Origin of the sequence: Paenibacillus sp. FSL R7-0163, assembly GCF_037969975.1 — a bacterium.
Classification (GTDB): Bacteria; Bacillota; Bacilli; order Paenibacillales; family Paenibacillaceae; genus Paenibacillus_AQ; species Paenibacillus_AQ odorifer.
Genome location: NZ_CP150224.1, coordinates 3611512 through 3629221 on the forward strand (window position 1 = coordinate 3611512; position 17710 = coordinate 3629221).

Annotated in this window: 11 protein-coding genes; 4 read left to right on the forward strand and 7 right to left on the reverse strand. The window is 44.0% G+C overall.

Annotated elements, in window-relative coordinates; all coding sequences use genetic code 11:
- The first annotated feature begins 74 nt into the window (after window positions 1–74).
- Window positions 75–1580 (forward strand): alpha-N-arabinofuranosidase, encoded by a 1506-nt coding sequence (locus NST45_RS16185; protein ID WP_339823165.1) that lies wholly within the window; start codon window positions 75–77, stop codon window positions 1578–1580.
- Window positions 1581–1652: 72 nt separating this feature from the next.
- On the opposite strand, the gene NST45_RS16190 is transcribed toward NST45_RS16185, so the two are convergent.
- Both NST45_RS16190 and NST45_RS16195 read right to left on the reverse strand, forming a co-directional pair.
- Window positions 1653–4034, reverse strand: coding sequence for an alpha-L-arabinofuranosidase C-terminal domain-containing protein (locus NST45_RS16190; RefSeq protein ID WP_339823167.1), 2382 nt, complete (start codon window positions 4032–4034; stop codon window positions 1653–1655).
- Between the two features lie 172 nt (window positions 4035–4206).
- Window positions 4207–6873, reverse strand: a complete 2667-nt coding sequence (locus NST45_RS16195; RefSeq protein ID WP_076142020.1) for a family 78 glycoside hydrolase catalytic domain — start codon at window positions 6871–6873, stop codon at window positions 4207–4209.
- Between the two features lie 137 nt (window positions 6874–7010).
- Here NST45_RS16195 and NST45_RS16200 point away from each other — a divergent pair, with 137 nt between their 5' ends.
- Entirely contained in the window at window positions 7011–7880 is an 870-nt protein-coding gene (locus NST45_RS16200; RefSeq protein ID WP_076142021.1) for an AraC family transcriptional regulator, read from the forward strand.
- A gap of 47 nt (window positions 7881–7927) precedes the next feature.
- Here NST45_RS16200 and NST45_RS16205 read toward each other — a convergent pair whose 3' ends face one another.
- Window positions 7928–8833, reverse strand: a complete 906-nt coding sequence (locus NST45_RS16205; protein ID WP_036689727.1) for a hypothetical protein — start codon at window positions 8831–8833, stop codon at window positions 7928–7930.
- 167 nt (window positions 8834–9000) lie between these two features.
- Window positions 9001–9783 carry an AraC family transcriptional regulator gene (locus NST45_RS16210; RefSeq protein WP_339823172.1) on the reverse strand — a complete coding sequence of 261 codons (783 nt, stop codon included), beginning with the start codon at window positions 9781–9783 and terminating at the stop codon, window positions 9001–9003.
- Between the two features lie 163 nt (window positions 9784–9946).
- Here NST45_RS16210 and NST45_RS16215 point away from each other — a divergent pair, with 163 nt between their 5' ends.
- A complete protein-coding gene (locus NST45_RS16215; RefSeq protein ID WP_076142022.1) occupies window positions 9947–13057 on the forward strand; it encodes a glycoside hydrolase family 2 TIM barrel-domain containing protein in 3111 nt (1036 codons plus the stop codon).
- Window positions 13058–13123: 66 nt separating this feature from the next.
- Here the strand turns inward: NST45_RS16215 and NST45_RS16220 are convergent, their stop codons facing one another.
- Complete coding sequence (locus tag NST45_RS16220) at window positions 13124–13954, reverse strand: AraC family transcriptional regulator (protein WP_076100780.1); 831 nt, start codon at window positions 13952–13954, stop codon at window positions 13124–13126.
- A gap of 120 nt (window positions 13955–14074) precedes the next feature.
- On the opposite strand from NST45_RS16220, the gene NST45_RS16225 reads away from it, so the two are divergent.
- Window positions 14075–15535, forward strand: a complete 1461-nt coding sequence (locus tag NST45_RS16225; protein ID WP_076100782.1) for an alpha-L-fucosidase — start codon at window positions 14075–14077, stop codon at window positions 15533–15535.
- Between the two features lie 93 nt (window positions 15536–15628).
- Here the strand turns inward: NST45_RS16225 and NST45_RS16230 are convergent, their stop codons facing one another.
- Both NST45_RS16230 and NST45_RS16235 read right to left on the reverse strand, forming a co-directional pair.
- Window positions 15629–16834: a mannitol-1-phosphate 5-dehydrogenase gene (locus NST45_RS16230; RefSeq protein ID WP_076100783.1), complete on the reverse strand. Its 1206-nt coding sequence runs from the start codon at window positions 16832–16834 to the stop codon at window positions 15629–15631.
- 42 nt (window positions 16835–16876) lie between these two features.
- Complete coding sequence (locus tag NST45_RS16235; protein ID WP_036689719.1) at window positions 16877–17539, reverse strand: HAD family hydrolase; 663 nt, start codon at window positions 17537–17539, stop codon at window positions 16877–16879.
- Between the last annotated feature and the right edge of the window lie 171 nt (window positions 17540–17710).

Here is a 17710-nt window from a genome sequence, read left to right on the forward strand (position 1 = left end):
TCAGTATCATGTAATCATAAAACAATTACTTAATTAGTGAAATCATTAATTCAACTAGAGGGAGCTGTACACTCATGCCGATTAAATCGACAATGATTATTGACAAAGATTTCAGACTAGCTGAAGTAGACCCGCGGATCTACGGCTCATTTATCGAACATTTAGGAAGAGCAGTTTACGGTGGGATTTATGACCCGGGTCACCCTACTGCGGATCAGAATGGTTTTCGGAACGATGCCATCGAAGCTATTCGTGCCCTAAACGTTCCTATCATCCGTTATCCTGGAGGAAACTTTGTATCCGGTTACAATTGGGAGGATGGGGTTGGACCCAAGCATGAACGCAAGCAATCTCTTGAATTAGCTTGGTGGACCACAGAAACCAATCAAGTGGGTACCAACGAATTTGCAGATTGGGCTAAGCTCGTAGGCAGCGAAGTCATGATGGCAGTTAACCTTGGAACACGCGGCATCGATGCAGCTAGAAATCTAGTAGAGTACTGCAATCATCCTTCCGGTTCCTACTACAGTGACCTGCGGATCTCTCATGGGTATAAAGAGCCCCACGCTTTTAAGACCTGGTGCCTCGGAAATGAAATGGATGGTCCGTGGCAGATTGGAGCTAAAACCGCGGTCGAATATGGCCGGTTAGCGAACGAAACTGCAAAAGCTATGCGCTGGGTCGATCCAACGCTTGAGCTTGTGGCTTGTGGCAGCTCCGGCAGCGGCATGGACACTTTTGCCGAGTGGGAGGCTACCGTGCTTGATCTTTCTTATGATAATGTGGATTATTTATCACTGCATACGTACTACAATAACAACAATGACGACACGCCTAACTTCCTAGCCCGCTCCATGGATTTGGATCATTTCATCAGCAGTGTGGCTGCCACCTGTGATTATGTTCAAGCGAAGAAAAAGAGCAAAAAGAAAATAAATCTGTCGCTCGATGAATGGAATGTATGGAAATCACAAGGCAGCAGCCGTGCCGAACAACACTGGCAGATCGCACCGCCAGAATTCGAAGATGTGTACACACTTGAAGATGCACTTGTTGTGGGCTGCTGTCTTATTTCATTATTGAAGCATGCTGATCGTGTGAAAATGGCCTGCTTAGCGCAGCTGATCAATGTTATCGCCCCAATTATGACTGAAAATGGCGGACCGCTTTGGCTGCAGACTACTTATTATCCGTACCTGCATGCTTCCCTTTATGGTCGTGGAACCGTACTTCACCCGCTGATTTCCAGCCCTAAATACGATTCCAAAGATTTCACTGATGTGCCTTATTTGGAAGCCATTAGTGTATACAACGAGGAGCTGAATGAAGTAACCGTCTTCGCTGTAAACCGCCATTTATCCGAAGGACTAGAGCTCGACGTGGATCTGCGCAGCTTCAGTTCCGTAGACATTATTGAGCATATTGTACTGGAACATGAAGATATTAAAGCTGTAAATACCAAATCTAATCCACATAATGTGATGCCTAGCCAAGGCAAAGCCGTTGTTGAGGGTGGACATGTAAAAGCCCTTCTCGCAAAAGCTTCCTGGAATGTGATTCGACTGCGTGTGAACGGCTAAGTTAACTTGTAATAGTCATAGAAACGCCCCCATGAATCTTTAATAAGCCAGAGATTCATGGGGGCGTCTTCGTTATTTTATTCTGAAAATTGTCACGGATTGCTTCGGAAATTCATAAGTATAGCTGCTTCCTTCTGTCTTAAAGCTGGTTTGTTTCGGAGAGACCCGCTGCTTATTCTCAAAGTTATTTTCGTCCTCAAGCTGGTATCCCGACATTTCATAGACTTCGATGGTCAGTGCTTCTTTTACCAAAGATTCCAGTACAACCTCTGCAGAAACACTGTTCTCTTGTACATTTACTGTCTTGAGGATAATATCCCCCGTTAAATCTTCCACACTTGCCGTGTAATACAGCGGTTCAATGACCGGAAGTTTATCTTCTGTCTCATTCACCAGTTCTCCGTTAATAAAAGTACGGATATGTCTGCCCACTACTTCTAGCTTAAGATCGTATTCTACGTCTGTTTCAACAGTAAACATAGCATGCGTCAGAACAGAATTTCTTCCGTTGATAATTGAGGCCACAATCGAATCCTGATTCTGCCAGCCACCCAGCTCCCAGTACAAATGATTCTGATCATCCGCTTTACCAAAATAGAAGATAAACCCTTTATTTCCTGCGGTTCGTGTAGCCTTAAAATGTAAAGTATAGTTTTCCCACTCTGTCTCACCAAGCTCTTGTGTCCGTTTAGCCGTTCTATTCTGAGCAGGGTCAGGCAGATTTGAGACTTCCTCTGATAAGTCAGAGTACGTCTTCACTTCTCCCGTAAGATTGTTGACTAATGTGATCTCGGAGAAACGAGCAGCAGAGGCATCCACACCGAAACTGACGGCTCCAGTGATCGCTTCCTTTCTGCTTTCCTTCGGTGCCGTGAAGCCATCTGCTTCCATCTTCAGCAAATGATCTCCCTGATGGTTCATGAATAGCTTTTGCACATAATAGTTTGCCGTGCCGTACACTTCATGATTATTGAACCAGATCAGGTCCGGCTTCCAGTTGATATAATCCACATTACAGAGCATTGGAGCATAACAAGCTAAGCCAACGGCATGAGCATTATTTTGCAGACCTGTCATAAATGCTGCTTCTACTAATGCATTGTAATAGGTATTGCCCCATGAAGCATATTCACCGAGGAATACCTTTGGCTCATCCGCTTTGAAGTCATCATAACGATGATGATTAGCCAGGAACCATTCAGGTGTACAGTAATAATGCTCGTCTACGAGGTCAGACTTATTCTCTTTTGCCGACGTCCAGCCCCGTTCATATTCCTGACCGGCAGAGAACGGGCCACTAGAATTAATGACCTTGATTTCCGGATATTTTGCTTTGATGGCTTGATGAAAGTAAGGATATCTCTCGAAAAAGGGTGCGCCTACCTCTTCATTCCCAATGCCGACATACTCCAGCCCAAAAGGCTCGGGGTGACCCAGTTCTGCACGAATGCCTCCCCACTTCGTGGAAGAATCCCCCTTGGCGAATTCAATTAAATCCAAAGCATCCTCAATCCAAGGCGTTAATTCATCCAGCGGGACCATCCGTTTATGATGCGGGTCATAGCCGCCCGGAAGAACGGGGATCGGCTTAGCTCCAATATCCTCACAGAACTGAAAATATTCATAATAACCTAACCCAAGCGTCTGATTATATGACCAGTTATTGCGTCTTGCCGGTCTTTGTGCAACATCCCCAATCGTATTCTTCCATCTGTACATGGAGTCTCTGTCATCTGGATCCAAGGAACCGTCATGCACCAGACATCCTCCTGGGAACCGCATAAATTTAGGTTTTAAATCAGCGAGCAGCAGCGAAATATCTTCACGCATGCCTCCGGGTCTATTCTTAAAGGTCTTCTCAGGAAACAGGGAAACCATATCCAGATATACCTTCCCGCTACCTTTGGTAACGATTACAAGACGACTGCTTGTGTCAGTGCTATTAGCTGTGATAACGGCTTCATATCGGTTCCATTCCGAGCTGCTAACGGCTATTTCCACTTCACCAAGAATGGTGCCGTCTGTGCTTTCGATGTTTACGGTAAGCGGCACATCAAAGCTTGTCTCCCGGCGGGCATACACCGAGAAGTTATAATTCTCGCCTTCTTTTACCGGAATACCACTGTTAAAGCCTAGATTCATCAGGCCAACGCCGTCACCTTCAGCCACAATATCGATGGCAACATAATGTTGGTTACGATCATTTAAGGGCTTGCTGTCTTCTACAGAGATATTTACCTTTCCATCTCCACGTTCTACAGGCTCCCAAGCCATCAGCGCATGATAATCTGCCCGGTCAATCGGGTCGAATTCAAAAGATCGGTTCTGAACTAGCTCAGCGTAAAGCCCACCATCGGCCGCATGATTCAAATCCTCGAAGAAAATACCGAATAGATCGCCTAACTCCGCCCCCCGCTGCTGCGTATGTATCGTCAATTTTCCTTCTGTCTTCATTCTTTTGTCTTCCTCCTTGTGAATCCCAATTTGATTTATATTTATATTACTTAGTTCATATCAATATAAATCATTATAATAACTCCTCTCTACATTCGTCAATTCGAAAACGAAAAACTGACACCGAATACCCCTCGATGTCAGTTCACACTAGGAAGCCCCCTAGTATAGGTTATAAAGAATACGTAAATTGATAGCTGCCCGAACCTATTTCGAGTCTCACTCCGTTATCGACCAAGCTGATGCTGTGCACGCCTCTGGACTGCTCTACAGGAACTCCATTTTCTAATAACCCTAGTTGATTGGCTCCAGGCAGAACGACAATACCGTTGGTATTGGCAGGAATCGTAACGTGGATCACCATTCCATTATCCTCTGATCGCCGCCACGCTGACTCCACTTTTCCGTACATGGTTTCAAGACTAGCTTCTGCATAATCCAGACCGGGGCCTGGCTGTGGCTTGATATGAACGATTTTGAAGCCAGGCTCCAACTCATCTGTTCCAATTCCTGCAACGTAACGATACAACCATTCACCTATTGCGCCATAGGCGTAATGATTGAAAGAATTCATATCTGCACTCCAGAAGCTGCCGTCCTCCTTGATCCCATCCCAATGCTCCCAAATCGTCGTCGCACCTTTCGTCACCTGATACAGCCAGGATGGATAATCCTTTTGAAAAAGAAGCTTATACGCGAGTTCGTTATTTCCAATCTCGCTGAGCACAGGATTCAGATAAGGTGTGCCCACGAATCCAGTAGTCAGATGATCCTTAGCTTCAGCAAGCAGCTCAGTGAGCTTCTGAATTGCACGTTCTTTGGCGACCCCTTCTACAAGATCGAAACGTAAGGCTAATATCTGTGCAGTCTGTGTAGAGACGGATAACCTGCCCGCAGGTGTTATGAACTCATCACTGAATGCTTTTATAATTTTGGCGTGCAGCTCACTATAATAGTCCACGTCCTCCGATTTTTCTAAGGCTATTGCCGCTTTCAAAGTCAGAGAAACAGAATAGGCATAAAAAGCGGTGGCGACATAATCCCGATCTGTAGCCCCTACATAGCTGTCTGGCTTGGAATCAAGCGCTAGCCAATCGCCGAAATGAAACCCAGTATTCCATAGATAAGGATTGCTTCCCTGTGCATAAATATAAGAAATCCATTGCTTCATGCTCTCGTATTGCTCTGCAAGCAGCCTTTTGTCGCCATACATTTCATAGATTGTCCATGGACAGATCGTAGCTGCATCTCCCCAGGCCGCAGAAGAATGGTTAGTATCTCCGTCGCCAGGAGGAGCTGCTCTCAGCTCTGGAATAAAAAACGGAATGCCGCCCTCAGGGGTTTGGTCTGCCTTCAAATCCCGCAGCCATTTCGTAAAGAATGGTGCCGTATTCATCAAATAAGAGGCTGTGCGGACAAACATCTGAGCATCCCCCGTCCAGCCGAGCCGCTCATCACGCTGTGGACAATCAGTAGGCACATCGAGGAAATTCCCTTTTTGCCCCCACAGGATATTGTGATGCAGTTGATTCACAAGTGGATCTGAGCACTGAAAATCACCCGTACGTTCCATATTGGAGTGCATCACAATTCCTGTGAAATCCTCTAGTTGAAGATCTGCTGAGAACCCACTAAGCTTCACATACCGAAAACCTTGGAAAGTGAAGTGTGGTTCATACGTCTCTTGCTCTCCACCTTTCAGAGTATAGCGGATGCACTGTTTCGCTTTACGCATATTCTCCGTGTAGAAATTTCCGTCCCGGTCTAATATTTCAGCATGCTGAAGTTCTACCGCCTGACCAGATTGACCTTTTACATTAAATTTTAACCACCCTACCATGTTCTGGCCCATGTCCAGCACTCTATCTCCCTGGGGGGTAGTCAGCAGTGCAATCGGCTTCAAGGTTTCAACTTGTGTCACTGGCACATTTTCCTGGGCAACGATGATCGCTTTGGAATAGTTAATAATCTCCACTGGATGCCAACCTTCTGATGAAGGATCGGTGATATCCAGCTCCAGCCGAGCATCATAGGTTTCACCATTATAAATTTCAGACATCATAATTGCGCTTTTTGCAGCCTGCCAATTCTGATTTGAGCTAATAAGCTCATTTGAACCGTCTGCGTACCGGATATGAAGCTCCAGCAGAAGTGAAGTCTTTGATCCATATATCTCCTTTTGATTATCCCAGCCTAAATACCCTCTGTACCAGCCATTGCCTAACAGTGCGCCTAACGCATTCGCACCTTCATGCAGAAGCTTTGTGACATCATAAGTTTGATATTGCAGCCGTTTACTGTAACTGGTCCAGCCTGGAGTAAAATAATGATCTCCCACCCGACTTCCGTTCAGCTGCAGTTCATACAAGCCCAAAGCAGTAACATAAATCCTTGCACTTTCCACTGGACCTTTTACATCCACGAATGTACGAAGCTGTGGGCAAATCTCAAAATCTTTTGAAAAAGAGGCTGTAGGAGCGCTGATCCACTCCGCCTGCCAATTCCCTGCATCTAATAGTCCGGTTTCAAAAAATGCAACCTCAGACCAACCCGAGTCTGTTGCATTCTGATTCCATGCCCGAACCCGATAATAGTAACGCGTGCGAGCTTCCAGCAGCAGACCTTCAAGCTCAACATGGATCGATTGAGAAGACTTTACTTCCTCTGTATCCCATAGCTTGCCTTGAAAAAGCATATTCTCAGCCACTTGAATTTGATAAGCAGACTGCATGCAGTCCCTGTCATCTGTAACTAACTGCCAACTGATTCTGGGTCTGATCACATCAATTCCTAGCGGATTTTCTTTGTACTCACAACGAAGCTTAGTGATTGCGAACATATAGATAAAAACCTCCTTCTATAGCGACAAATTAGTCTTTGCCCTATAATTATAGCTGCGTTACCGCTTTCATCACCCGGTAATAAGGACATCATATCCCTGCAATTATGCCATAACTCTGGAAAGGGGAATTCAATATGCAACGAACCACCGAGTTGTTCAAAAATGAAGTCTTTTTTCAAAACGATCTGCATCTGCTGGTTAACCGCTATTCAGAGAACTTCCATGCCCCTTTTCATGCACATGAATTTATTGAGTATTGCTATGTAGCTGAAGGAAGAGGTTTTCATCACCTTGAAAATGAGATCTTTCCCGTTAGAAAAGGAATGCTGTTTGTGATTCCTGTAGGTGCTCCCCATGTGTTCCGTCCAGCATCTTCTGATACTTTAGGGAATCGCCTGATCGTCTATAATTGCCTTTTTGATATGCAAATGGTGGAGCAATTAAATATCGTCCTTCAAGAGCCATCTATCCGGGAGCACCTAACCACTCTTGGGAGTAGCAGCTCATCTTACTTTTCCGTCTCAGATCTAGATGGCTCTATTGAGCGCTTAATGCTGAATTTATATCATGAAATGTCGGTATCCGGTATGGGCTCCAAAACAATGCTTTACACCCTGCTGAGTCAATTAATCATAGCAGTGTACAGGCAAAAATACGGAGAAGATGACAAATCTACGATGGATATGGCTGACTTCACGCAAGTCATTCAATACCTAGAGCATAATCTGTCGGAGAAGATTACACTTGCCGAATTAGCCCGTATTACACAGTGGAGCAGCAGGCATCTTCAGCGTATGTTCCACAAGCATACTGGCCAGTCCTTTGGGACCTACTTGAAGAATCTGCGAATGCATAAAAGCTGTGAATTGCTGCGTACTTCTGGACATAAAATTAATACGATTGCCGAGTTAGTTGGTTACCGTGACATCGACTCCTTTAACGCTGTATTCAAAAAAATAGTCGGCCAGACACCCATCGCGTACCGCAAGCTCTACAGATCATAAAAAAGCCGATGTCGTATGAACATCCATACAACATCGGCCCTATTAATTTATTGATTAGTGATCTGTTTAAGTAAAAACTCAACAAAATCAGTTGATTTAGTCTTACTGTCATCTTGCCCTAACGTTCCGATGATCATCTGGTTAGAATGGATAGGGAGTTCTGTAGCAAAATCCGTATCTGTGATATCTATGCCAGTAATCAGCTCTTGACCACTCTCCGGGTTAGTCATACGTTTCAAACGGTTATCGTCCAGAGGAAGTCCTGCGGATTTAATAAACGACTCCAGATTTTGCAGTCCCGACTGCTGGCCAATCCATTCAAAAGTAGCATCATCCATAATCAGGATATCCGGATGGTCGGCTGCCAGCATCGCCATAGCCCGCTGCATATAGCTCATATCCAAGACTCCACCGTCCGTCCCACCTGTTGAGGGTAGATAAACGATTTCTGCCTCCACTCTCTTCCAGGTCGGGTAACGTTTGATAATCTCTTGTTTTAGCTCTTCATTCTTACCTGACGAGTCCTGAGATTCATAGTTGCCTAGGAACATGATTCGAACATCTACCGGTGGGAGCGTAGCTTCATATTTTCTTTCCTGCCACTGATCATAGAGCGCTTTCCCCCCAAAGATAACTACTAGCAGCACGATAATAGAAATAATAGTGTGCGTTTTGTAGAGCCGAAAGAAATTCTCCGATTTACGTGCTACGCCGGACATGGCTCCCCACTTCTCCAGGCGCTTGTCCTCCGCTTCCTGAATCTCCTTCTGATCCAAGCCATCTAGGATGGTTTTGTAAGCGCGGAATTCCTCTTCATAAGCTGCGACCTCATCTTCAGTCGAATTCGATCGACGGCGTTTCAAATGAATATCTAACCTTTTGTTCAATTCCTCCCGGGTAACGTCTTCAGGCAAGTTCAAACGCTCATAGGCTTGCTTTAGCTTCTCATTCAAAATGATGTCTCCTTCCTGATGCTTTTCGTCATTTCAGATCGTTAATTTGGTTCTATGTATTGAATTCTTGTGGCAGTAAAAGTATGGGCTAAGCAGTAAAAAAAACATCGCAGGAACTCAAGTAAACTATATCATGTTGTGCTAGACGGTAACAAGTAAGCGTTTATCTAATCCAAACCATGCAGCTGCTTAAATTGCTCAGGACTCATCCCTGTCAATCTTTTAAACACCAAACAAAAGTAACTAGCATTATCAAAGCCCACTAGCTGGGCAATTTCATACATTTTTTTATCGCGTCCATTAAACATAAGCTGTTTACTCAAATTGATACGTTGCTTATTGATATAGGTTACAGGTCGATCATGAATTGTTTTTTGAAAAAGCCTGCATAAATACTGTGGCGATACAGAAATAATCTCCGCCAGCTCCTTTAAAGGAAGCGTCCTATGCAGATTGCTCTCTATATAACGCAGCACCGGTTTGATTCGCTCCAATTCATGTGCCTCATTTAGAGGCGATACTAGCTTTCTTTTTAAATCCAGAAGCAATGCGTAAAGATGTTTTGATCGTGCTAAATTGGTTTCCAGCTCATTGCTATCTGGCAGCATAAGGATTTGCTTTAGAGGATTGAGCCATTGATCTTCTTTTAATCTAGCAGGACCAGACTCGCGGATGCCCGCATAGAGCAGCATTTGACCAACCTCTCTGCCATTGAACGAGACCCATGATACCTTCCACTCCTTCCCACTGATAGGGGCATACGAATGAGGAATATCCGGGAACAAAAAGAACACATCACCTGGCCCCACGAGATATCGGCTCTCATGAATGATAAGCTCACCCTTACCTTCGTGAATCTGATGTATTTGATAGTCTGGAAAGCCTGCAGGACGTATAGTTTCTGGCTGATGCTCCCAAAATCCAAGGGTTGTAGCATAAAGCGGCAGCATGCTTACATCTTCTGTTTGGCAAAAAATAATTTTGCTCTCTATAAATAAGTCCTCGTTTCATATTTTGTTATCTGGGACTAAAATTCTTTTATTTATCCTAACATTACTTCAACTTATAATATGAATATAATAACATTACAATGATTATAAAGGAGATCAACTCATGCGAGCAAAGTTTGTCTACCAGCCACCTGCTAACGGTTATCCGGAATGGAATAACAACCCAGAGACTTTTGAATTGAATCGATTGGATGCACATGCCTCCATGATCCCTTACCGTAGTTTATCCCAAGCGCTAACTAACGATAAAGAAACCTCACCTTTCTACCAAACCCTCAATGGGCTTTGGAAATTCGCTTTTTCCGAAACACCGGATCAACGAATTGTGGATTTCTATAAAGCCGATTTCGATTGCAGTACTTGGGATACAATTCCTGTACCGTCCCACTGGCAGTTCCAAGGTTACGACTATCCACAATATACAAATCTCCGGTATCCTTGGGCGGAATCCGAGCCAGAGCTTAAAGCCCCCTTTGCCCCAACAAAATATAATCCAGTAGGCTCTTATCTACGAACCTTTACTGTACCTGAGTCTTGGAATGGTCAACCGGTGTACCTAAGCTTTCAGGGTGTTGAATCCGCTTTCTACGTCTGGGTAAACGGTGAACTTGTCGGGTACTGTGAAGATACATTTACTCCATCAGAGTTCGATATCACCCCATATTTAGTTGCAGGGGACAACAAACTAGCTGTCGAGGTTTATCGTTGGTGTGATGCCAGCTGGCTAGAGGATCAGGATTTCTGGCGCCTTAGCGGTATTTTTCGGGAAGTCTATCTTTATTCGGCGCCTTCCGTTCATATTGCTGATTACTTCGTCCACACCGACCTGGATGAAAACTTCGTACATGCGGATTTAAATGTAGATATCAAGGTGGAAAATTACTTTAACGAGCAAAGCCCATATACACTGCAAATGCAGCTTTACAATAAAGATGGCCAGCCTGTTTGGGAGACTCCTATCTCCACTACTGGTTCCTTTGAGCAAGAAGGCGTCCAGCAACTCAAGCTTTCTGCCCCGGTTGAGCAGCCATTTAAATGGAGTGCTGAAACCCCTTATCTTTATACCTTAGTCCTGTCTATAAATGACGACAACGGGCATACACAAGAAACGGTCAGCTGTAAGGTTGGATTCCGCAAGTTTGAGATTAGAGACGGACTTATGAAGATCAATGGCAAAAGAATCGTGCTTAAGGGCGTCAATCGCCACGAGTTCTCTTGTGACACAGGTCGTGCTTTAGCCAAAGAAGATATGCTGCGCGACATCCAATTAATGAAAACACATAATATTAATGCCGTTCGAACCTCCCATTACCCGAATCAGTCTGTCTGGTACGAGTTATGTGATGAATACGGATTATATGTAATTGACGAAACCAATCTGGAAACGCACGGCACTTGGGCATACAGCCAAGAAGGATTGAATGACGGGAATGTTCCTGGAAGCAAACCGGAATGGCGGGCCAATGTCATTGACCGCTGCAACTCCATGATGCAAAGGGACAAAAACCACCCTTCTGTCATCATTTGGTCTCTCGGCAATGAATCTTTCGGAGGCGACAATTTTATCGCTATGCACGACTACCTGAGAGAAACCGATCCTTCGCGGCCAGTTCATTATGAGGGGATCTTTCACTGTAGAGAATCGGAAGCAGCAAGTGACATAGAATCTACTATGTACATTAAACCGCAGGATGTTGAAAAATATGCGCTTAATAATCCGAAGAAGCCTTATATCCTCTGCGAATACAGTCATGCCATGGGCAATTCATGCGGTGGGCTGCACTTATACTGTGACTTGTTCGACAAATATGACATTGTTCAAGGTGCATTCATTTGGGATTGGGTAGATCAAGCCATTCGGACCCACACCTCCGAAGGAATTGAATATCTCGCTTATGGCGGGGACTTTGGTGAATCGCCTCATGACGGCAACTTTAGTGGCAACGGATTGCTTTTTGCTGATCGTACGGTTACTCCTAAGCTCTTTGAGGTCAAAAAATGTTATCAGAATATTAAAGTAACGGCTGAAAATATCCTAGAAGGACTCTTCCAGATTCGCAATTCCTTCTTATTTACCAACTTAAAGGAATACGATCTCAAATGGGAAGTTCGTTTAGACGGAGTAACTGCGCAAGAAGGCTTACTGAAGATCTCATGTGCACCAGGTGAGAGCACTTCATGCAAAGTTCCTTACGAGCTGGATTCACTGCGTGGCAATCATGAGGCAGTTCTGAATCTTTCCTTTATTCAGCCTTCAGCAACTATATGGGCAGAAGCCAATCACGAAATCGCTTGGGAACAGTTCATTCTGTCACCTCGTTTCGTAACCAATACCTCAAAGAGAACCACAGAAACACTGCGTGTCAGCGAGCTTGAGAATGTTTTGAACGTGCAAGGTGATAATTTCGAACTGAGCTTTAGTACAACTACGGGTGCTCTGAACTCTTATCGTTCCTCAGGCAAAGAACGTCTGCTAGAACCTGTAAGACCTAACTTCTGGAGAGCAGTCACAGATAATGATTGCGGTAATAAATTGCCACAGCGGTGTGCAGTATGGAAGCAGGCATCGCATAAACAACACTTAATCAGCTTTACATTTAGAACCGAAGGCTCTCTCTGTTTCGTCTCTGCCAGCTACCTTCTGGCTACAAGTCCGGACTCCACGCTTCGGGTTCAGTATGTGATTCGCGCTGACGGGACTTTAGAGATCACGCAAGAACTGAGTCCGGGCAGCAGCGTTCTGCCAGAAATCCCTGAGTTCGGAATGATGTTCGTTCTAGATGGAAGTCTTGATACCCTATCATGGTACGGCCGCGGGCCTCATGAGAATTATTGGGATAGACAAACAGGGGCACCACTCGGACGTTATACAGGCAAGGTTAGTGAACAATTCACGCCTTATCTCAAACCTCAGGAGTGCGGCAACAAGACAGATGTCAGATTTGCTTCAATTACAGAGAGCAAGGATGGATCAGGGCTCTATTTTGAAAGTGCAACGCCTATAGAGATTAATGCCCTGCCTTGGAAACCTGAGGAATTGGAAGCCCATGATCACGTCTATAAATTGCCAGTCTCGAACAAAAGCGTACTAAGAGTTAACTACAAGCAAATGGGTGTTGGCGGGGACGACAGCTGGGGCGCACCAACCCACGAAGAGTTCACTCTGCCGGCTAATCGCCCGTACATCTTCCGTTTCACTGTCTCACTGCTCTAATCTCTTCCACTTATAAAAAAGGCCGTCTCTGGTTGGTTTCTACCACACAGGACGGTCTTCTTTTATTTATTTCACTGCTACTGTTCCTTGTCTGAATTCCGAAGGGCTTAAACCCACATTTTTTTTGAACTGTTTGGAGAAATAATAGAGATCGCTAAAACCAAGATCATGGGCAATCTCACCGACAGAACTTTGCGTCCCCCTCAATAGCTCCTTGGCCTTAGTTATCTTTTTTCTGGTGATATACTGAATGGGTGGAACTCCGATTTGCTGTTTAAATAGCCGGATAAAATAGTTGGGATGCATGTACGCAATCTCGGCAAGCTCGTGTATGGTGATATTACGCTCGATATGGGCGTCTATGTACGTTAATATTTTCGTTAATTTTTCGATCGAGCTTAGATTCTTAAAAGTGATTTCGTCTACATCTATGTTCATAATAAAATAAGAAAATAACTCCATTAACTTACTTTTGGCTAATAAATGAGCATACACCGCATCAGATTTCATATGACTCGTTAGGCTGCTGAAAATCTCTTGGATTACATGAGGATCTACTTCTCTGCACACATGACTTAACTCTAACATTTTGAATAGATTAATGTCTCCGACTTTTGCGCTGAAATGGCACCAATACTTCTCAAAGGGTTGATCACTTATGCAAGAATAAGATTGCTTAACTCCCTCAGGCATCAAAAAAAGCTGACCAGGCTTCGGATAATATTCTCGATCCCCGATCTTTAACCAACCCTCCCCATCGCAAATAAAATAAAACTTGCTATAGTCAGGTGTATAGTCGAGATCTCTCCAGTCACGGCCACAAAGATTGTAATCAGCCATAAATAAATCAACCTTTAAATTGGATAAATAATTAGTAAGCAAAACATGGTTATCCATCCCTTACTCCGCCTTATCAGGTTAGTTTTGTACATCTAAAAGTTAATGTCCTACATTTTGATTCCCACATCCATTCACTACAATGAAAAAGAAATAAACGTTTGAAAGGATGATTGCAAAATGGTGGATAAAAGCAAATATTTAAAAGTAATCGAAGATACGATTGCAACTGGAAGATTCAAAGCCGATTGGGATTCACTAAGTCAATTTCAAGTGCCCACGTGGTATGAGAACGCTAAGTTTGGTATTTTCATTCATTGGGGTCTTTATTCTATTCCGGCTTTCGCCAATGAGTGGTATCCCCGAAATATGTATATCCAGGGTTCACGGGAATATGAACATCATCTTGCTACTTATGGCGAGCATAAAACCTTTGGCTATAAGGATTTCATCCCCTTGTTCAAGACTGAGCATTTCAATGCTGAGGAATGGGCCAATCTCTTTAAATTATCTGGAGCCAAATACGTGATGCCTGTTGCAGAGCACCATGACGGCTTTCAAATGTATAAGAGCGCTTACTCCCACTATAACACATATGAGATGGGTCCCAAGCGGGATTTAGTCGGGGAAATGAAAGACGCTTTTGAGCAGCAGGGATTAGAGTTTTGTGTATCTTCCCATAGAGCTGAGCACTGGTTCTTCCTGTCTCATGGCAAGGAATTTGATTCCGATATCCATGAACCGCTTGTATGTGGAGATCTCTATTGGCCATCCATGCCCGAACCCGATCATCAGGATTTATTCGGCTCCCCACCCAATCAAGAATTTCTGGAGGATTGGTTGATTCGCTGCTGCGAGCTGGTAGACAATTATCAGCCGAAAATCTTTTACTTTGACTGGTGGATTCACACAGCCGCCTTCAAACCCTATCTCAAAAAGTTCGCTGCTTACTATTACAACAAGGGAGAGGAATGGGGAACTCCGGTTGCAATCAATTATAAGCATGATGCCTTCATGTTTGGCTCAGCGATCCCAGATATTGAGAGAGGTCATTTCTCTGAGCTTAAACCTTATTTCTGGCAAACGGATACAGCAGTAGCTAAAAATTCATGGTGTTATACACCGGAAAATGATTATAAATCTGCCGTAGAAATTATCAGAGATTTAGTAGATATCGTAAGCAAAAACGGCAACTTGCTGCTGAATATAGGCCCTAAAGCGGATGGCAGCATTCCAGCTCAGGATCAGGAGATTCTGCTTGGCATCGGAGAATGGCTAAAGGTGAATGGTGAAGCAATCTATGATACGACCTACTGGCGCACCTTCGGGGAAGGCCCTACAGAGATCGTTGAAGGTCAGTTTACAGATGGGATCACGAAGATTTTCACCAATGAAGATATCCGCTTTACGGTAAAAGGCAGTTATCTTTACGCTAATGTTCTTGTCTATCCAAACAACGGTATAGTGCAAATCAAATCCCTTAAAGAAAACTCTGCTCACTTCCATGGGATGATTAAACAGATCAAAATCTTAGGTTTTGAGGAACAACCTGCATGGGAAAGAACCGATGAAGCCCTGATTATAAAAACAACCTCGGTTCGCAGTGAGACTCCGGTTGTTCTGCGGATTGAATTGGATTAGGGACACTTACAGAACTTCATAACCTATAAAAAGAGTGTTCTTGCCCATCCAGCAGAGAACACTCTTTTATAGTTTTATAACCATCAATTTATATTAAAAGTAGGGTACCCTGACGTTTACTGTCTTCATTCTAGTCCTATGAGGATATCTCGCGCGTAATTTGTTGGACTCCAAAATAATGCGACCATGAAGCGGATGCTCCGTAGGGATTTTTAGTTGTGTAGCAATGACTTCACTTAGCCCGTGGTTTCGGATGTCCGCTTGAAGCTGTAAGGCTTCTGGATCTTTTTCATAATCAAAATAAAGTGCAGAAACAATAGCTGAGACTAAATGTGAGGTCTCAAAACCAAGTTCATGAGCAAGCATTGCCGGTTTTACGAGTCGATCATTAGGTGAAAGCTTGCGAAGCGGGGAGCGGGCGACACGTGTAATTTTATCGTTAAAGTTGGGGTTAGTGAATCGTTCCATCATCTTTTCTATATACCGGTCATGTTCTATGGGCTTGAAGCCATATAAATGCACCAATAAGGTCCCTGTTTCCTTAAGCACCCCGTGAACACGAGCTCTGATTTCGGGATCAGACATCGCTTCTTGAATGCTAGTATAACCTTCCAGGTATCCAAAATAGGCTGCACTGCAATGACCTGTATTCACAGTAAATAGCTTCCGTTCGAGGTATGGCGCCAGCGAATCTACATAATGGACGCCTTTAATTTCATTGTAGTTACCAATCATTCCACTGCGGGGAATAACCCACTCACTGAAGGGTTCAACGAGGATTTCAAGTGAATCTGTATTTTTCTGCATAGGTACAATCCGGTCAACCATCGCATTGGGAAAAGCGACATTGCGGTCAGCAAGCTCCTTGAAGGATTGCTTCATATATCGATAAACAGATTTTTTCAACTTCTGACTGCTTCCAATCCCATTCTCACAGGCGATGATATGAAGAGGGGTGAGATTTCTGTTGTTTTCAAGCCTTCGTTCGATGCCCTGCGCAATGGTCTCAGCAATATCTTGTAAAGCGGATATTCCGACTGCAGTTGTCACAATTTCAGCTTCTGCTATAGCTCTAGTAACGTCCTCAGTATCATTCAGATTGATCGCTGTAACATTATCAACGATAAAGCTGTCCCGGTTCTTGTTAGCTAGGGTGACAGGATATTGGCCACGTTTTTGCAATTGGGCAATTTTACTCTTATTTCTTCCGACGAAACAAACGTTGTAACCGGAGTCCGACAACATAGGCCCAATAAATCCTCTGCCAATATTGCCCGCTCCAAAGTGTACGGCTCTCAATTTGGTATCCCCCTTTAATTTGAACTCAGTTTCTCGGTTTCTCTATACGAAGCAACGTTGAGTAACTACATGATCAAATTCAAGAAGACTTAGATTATCAATTTTATGGTGCTGCTTATCGAATTCAAGAAAATTAGTAATTTCGTTAGGCGTCACAATGCAACGGATGCCAGCTGCTGCCGCTGCCTTAGATCCATTCGGTGAATCCTCGATAGCAACCGCCTCATCAGCTGTGATTCCAAGACAAGCTAACGTTTGGTTATATAGCTCCGGATCTGGTTTCACTTTTGCCACATGGTCGGCAGTCCGAACACATTCGAAATACTCGCGAATACCCAATTGATTCAGATATTTTTCCACCCATTCCAGGGAAGAACTTGAGGCCAGCCCTATGCGCAGTCCAGCTGCCTTGGCAGAATCAAGATAATGCTGAATACCTGGTCTTATTGTTTCAAGCTCCATCAGTTTGCTGTGTCTCTGTTTAACAGCCTTGCTGAACTCTTCTTTGTCAATTGCGAGCTTAAGATCAGTCATCAAATATTCATAAGGATTAAAACTGTTCAAGCTCGTGCCGATGCAGGTGGAATATTGTTCAAGCGTCAGGTCCACTCCATATTCTGCATAAGCCTCGTTAAATGCGGTGTACCAAGCAGTCTCCGTGTCGATAATCGTTCCGTCAAAATCAAAAATAATTCCTTTGATCACAATCAACCATCTCCCTCGTATTATGTTTGGTTAGAATATCTTACGCAAAACCTTCTGCATATTCTACAAAAAGCTATTTCGGCTTGCGTTTGACTATAAAAACCATAACAAAGCCCTTCTACTGACGTCAAGCACGGTAGATAACATGCCACGTAATGATAACGATTACAA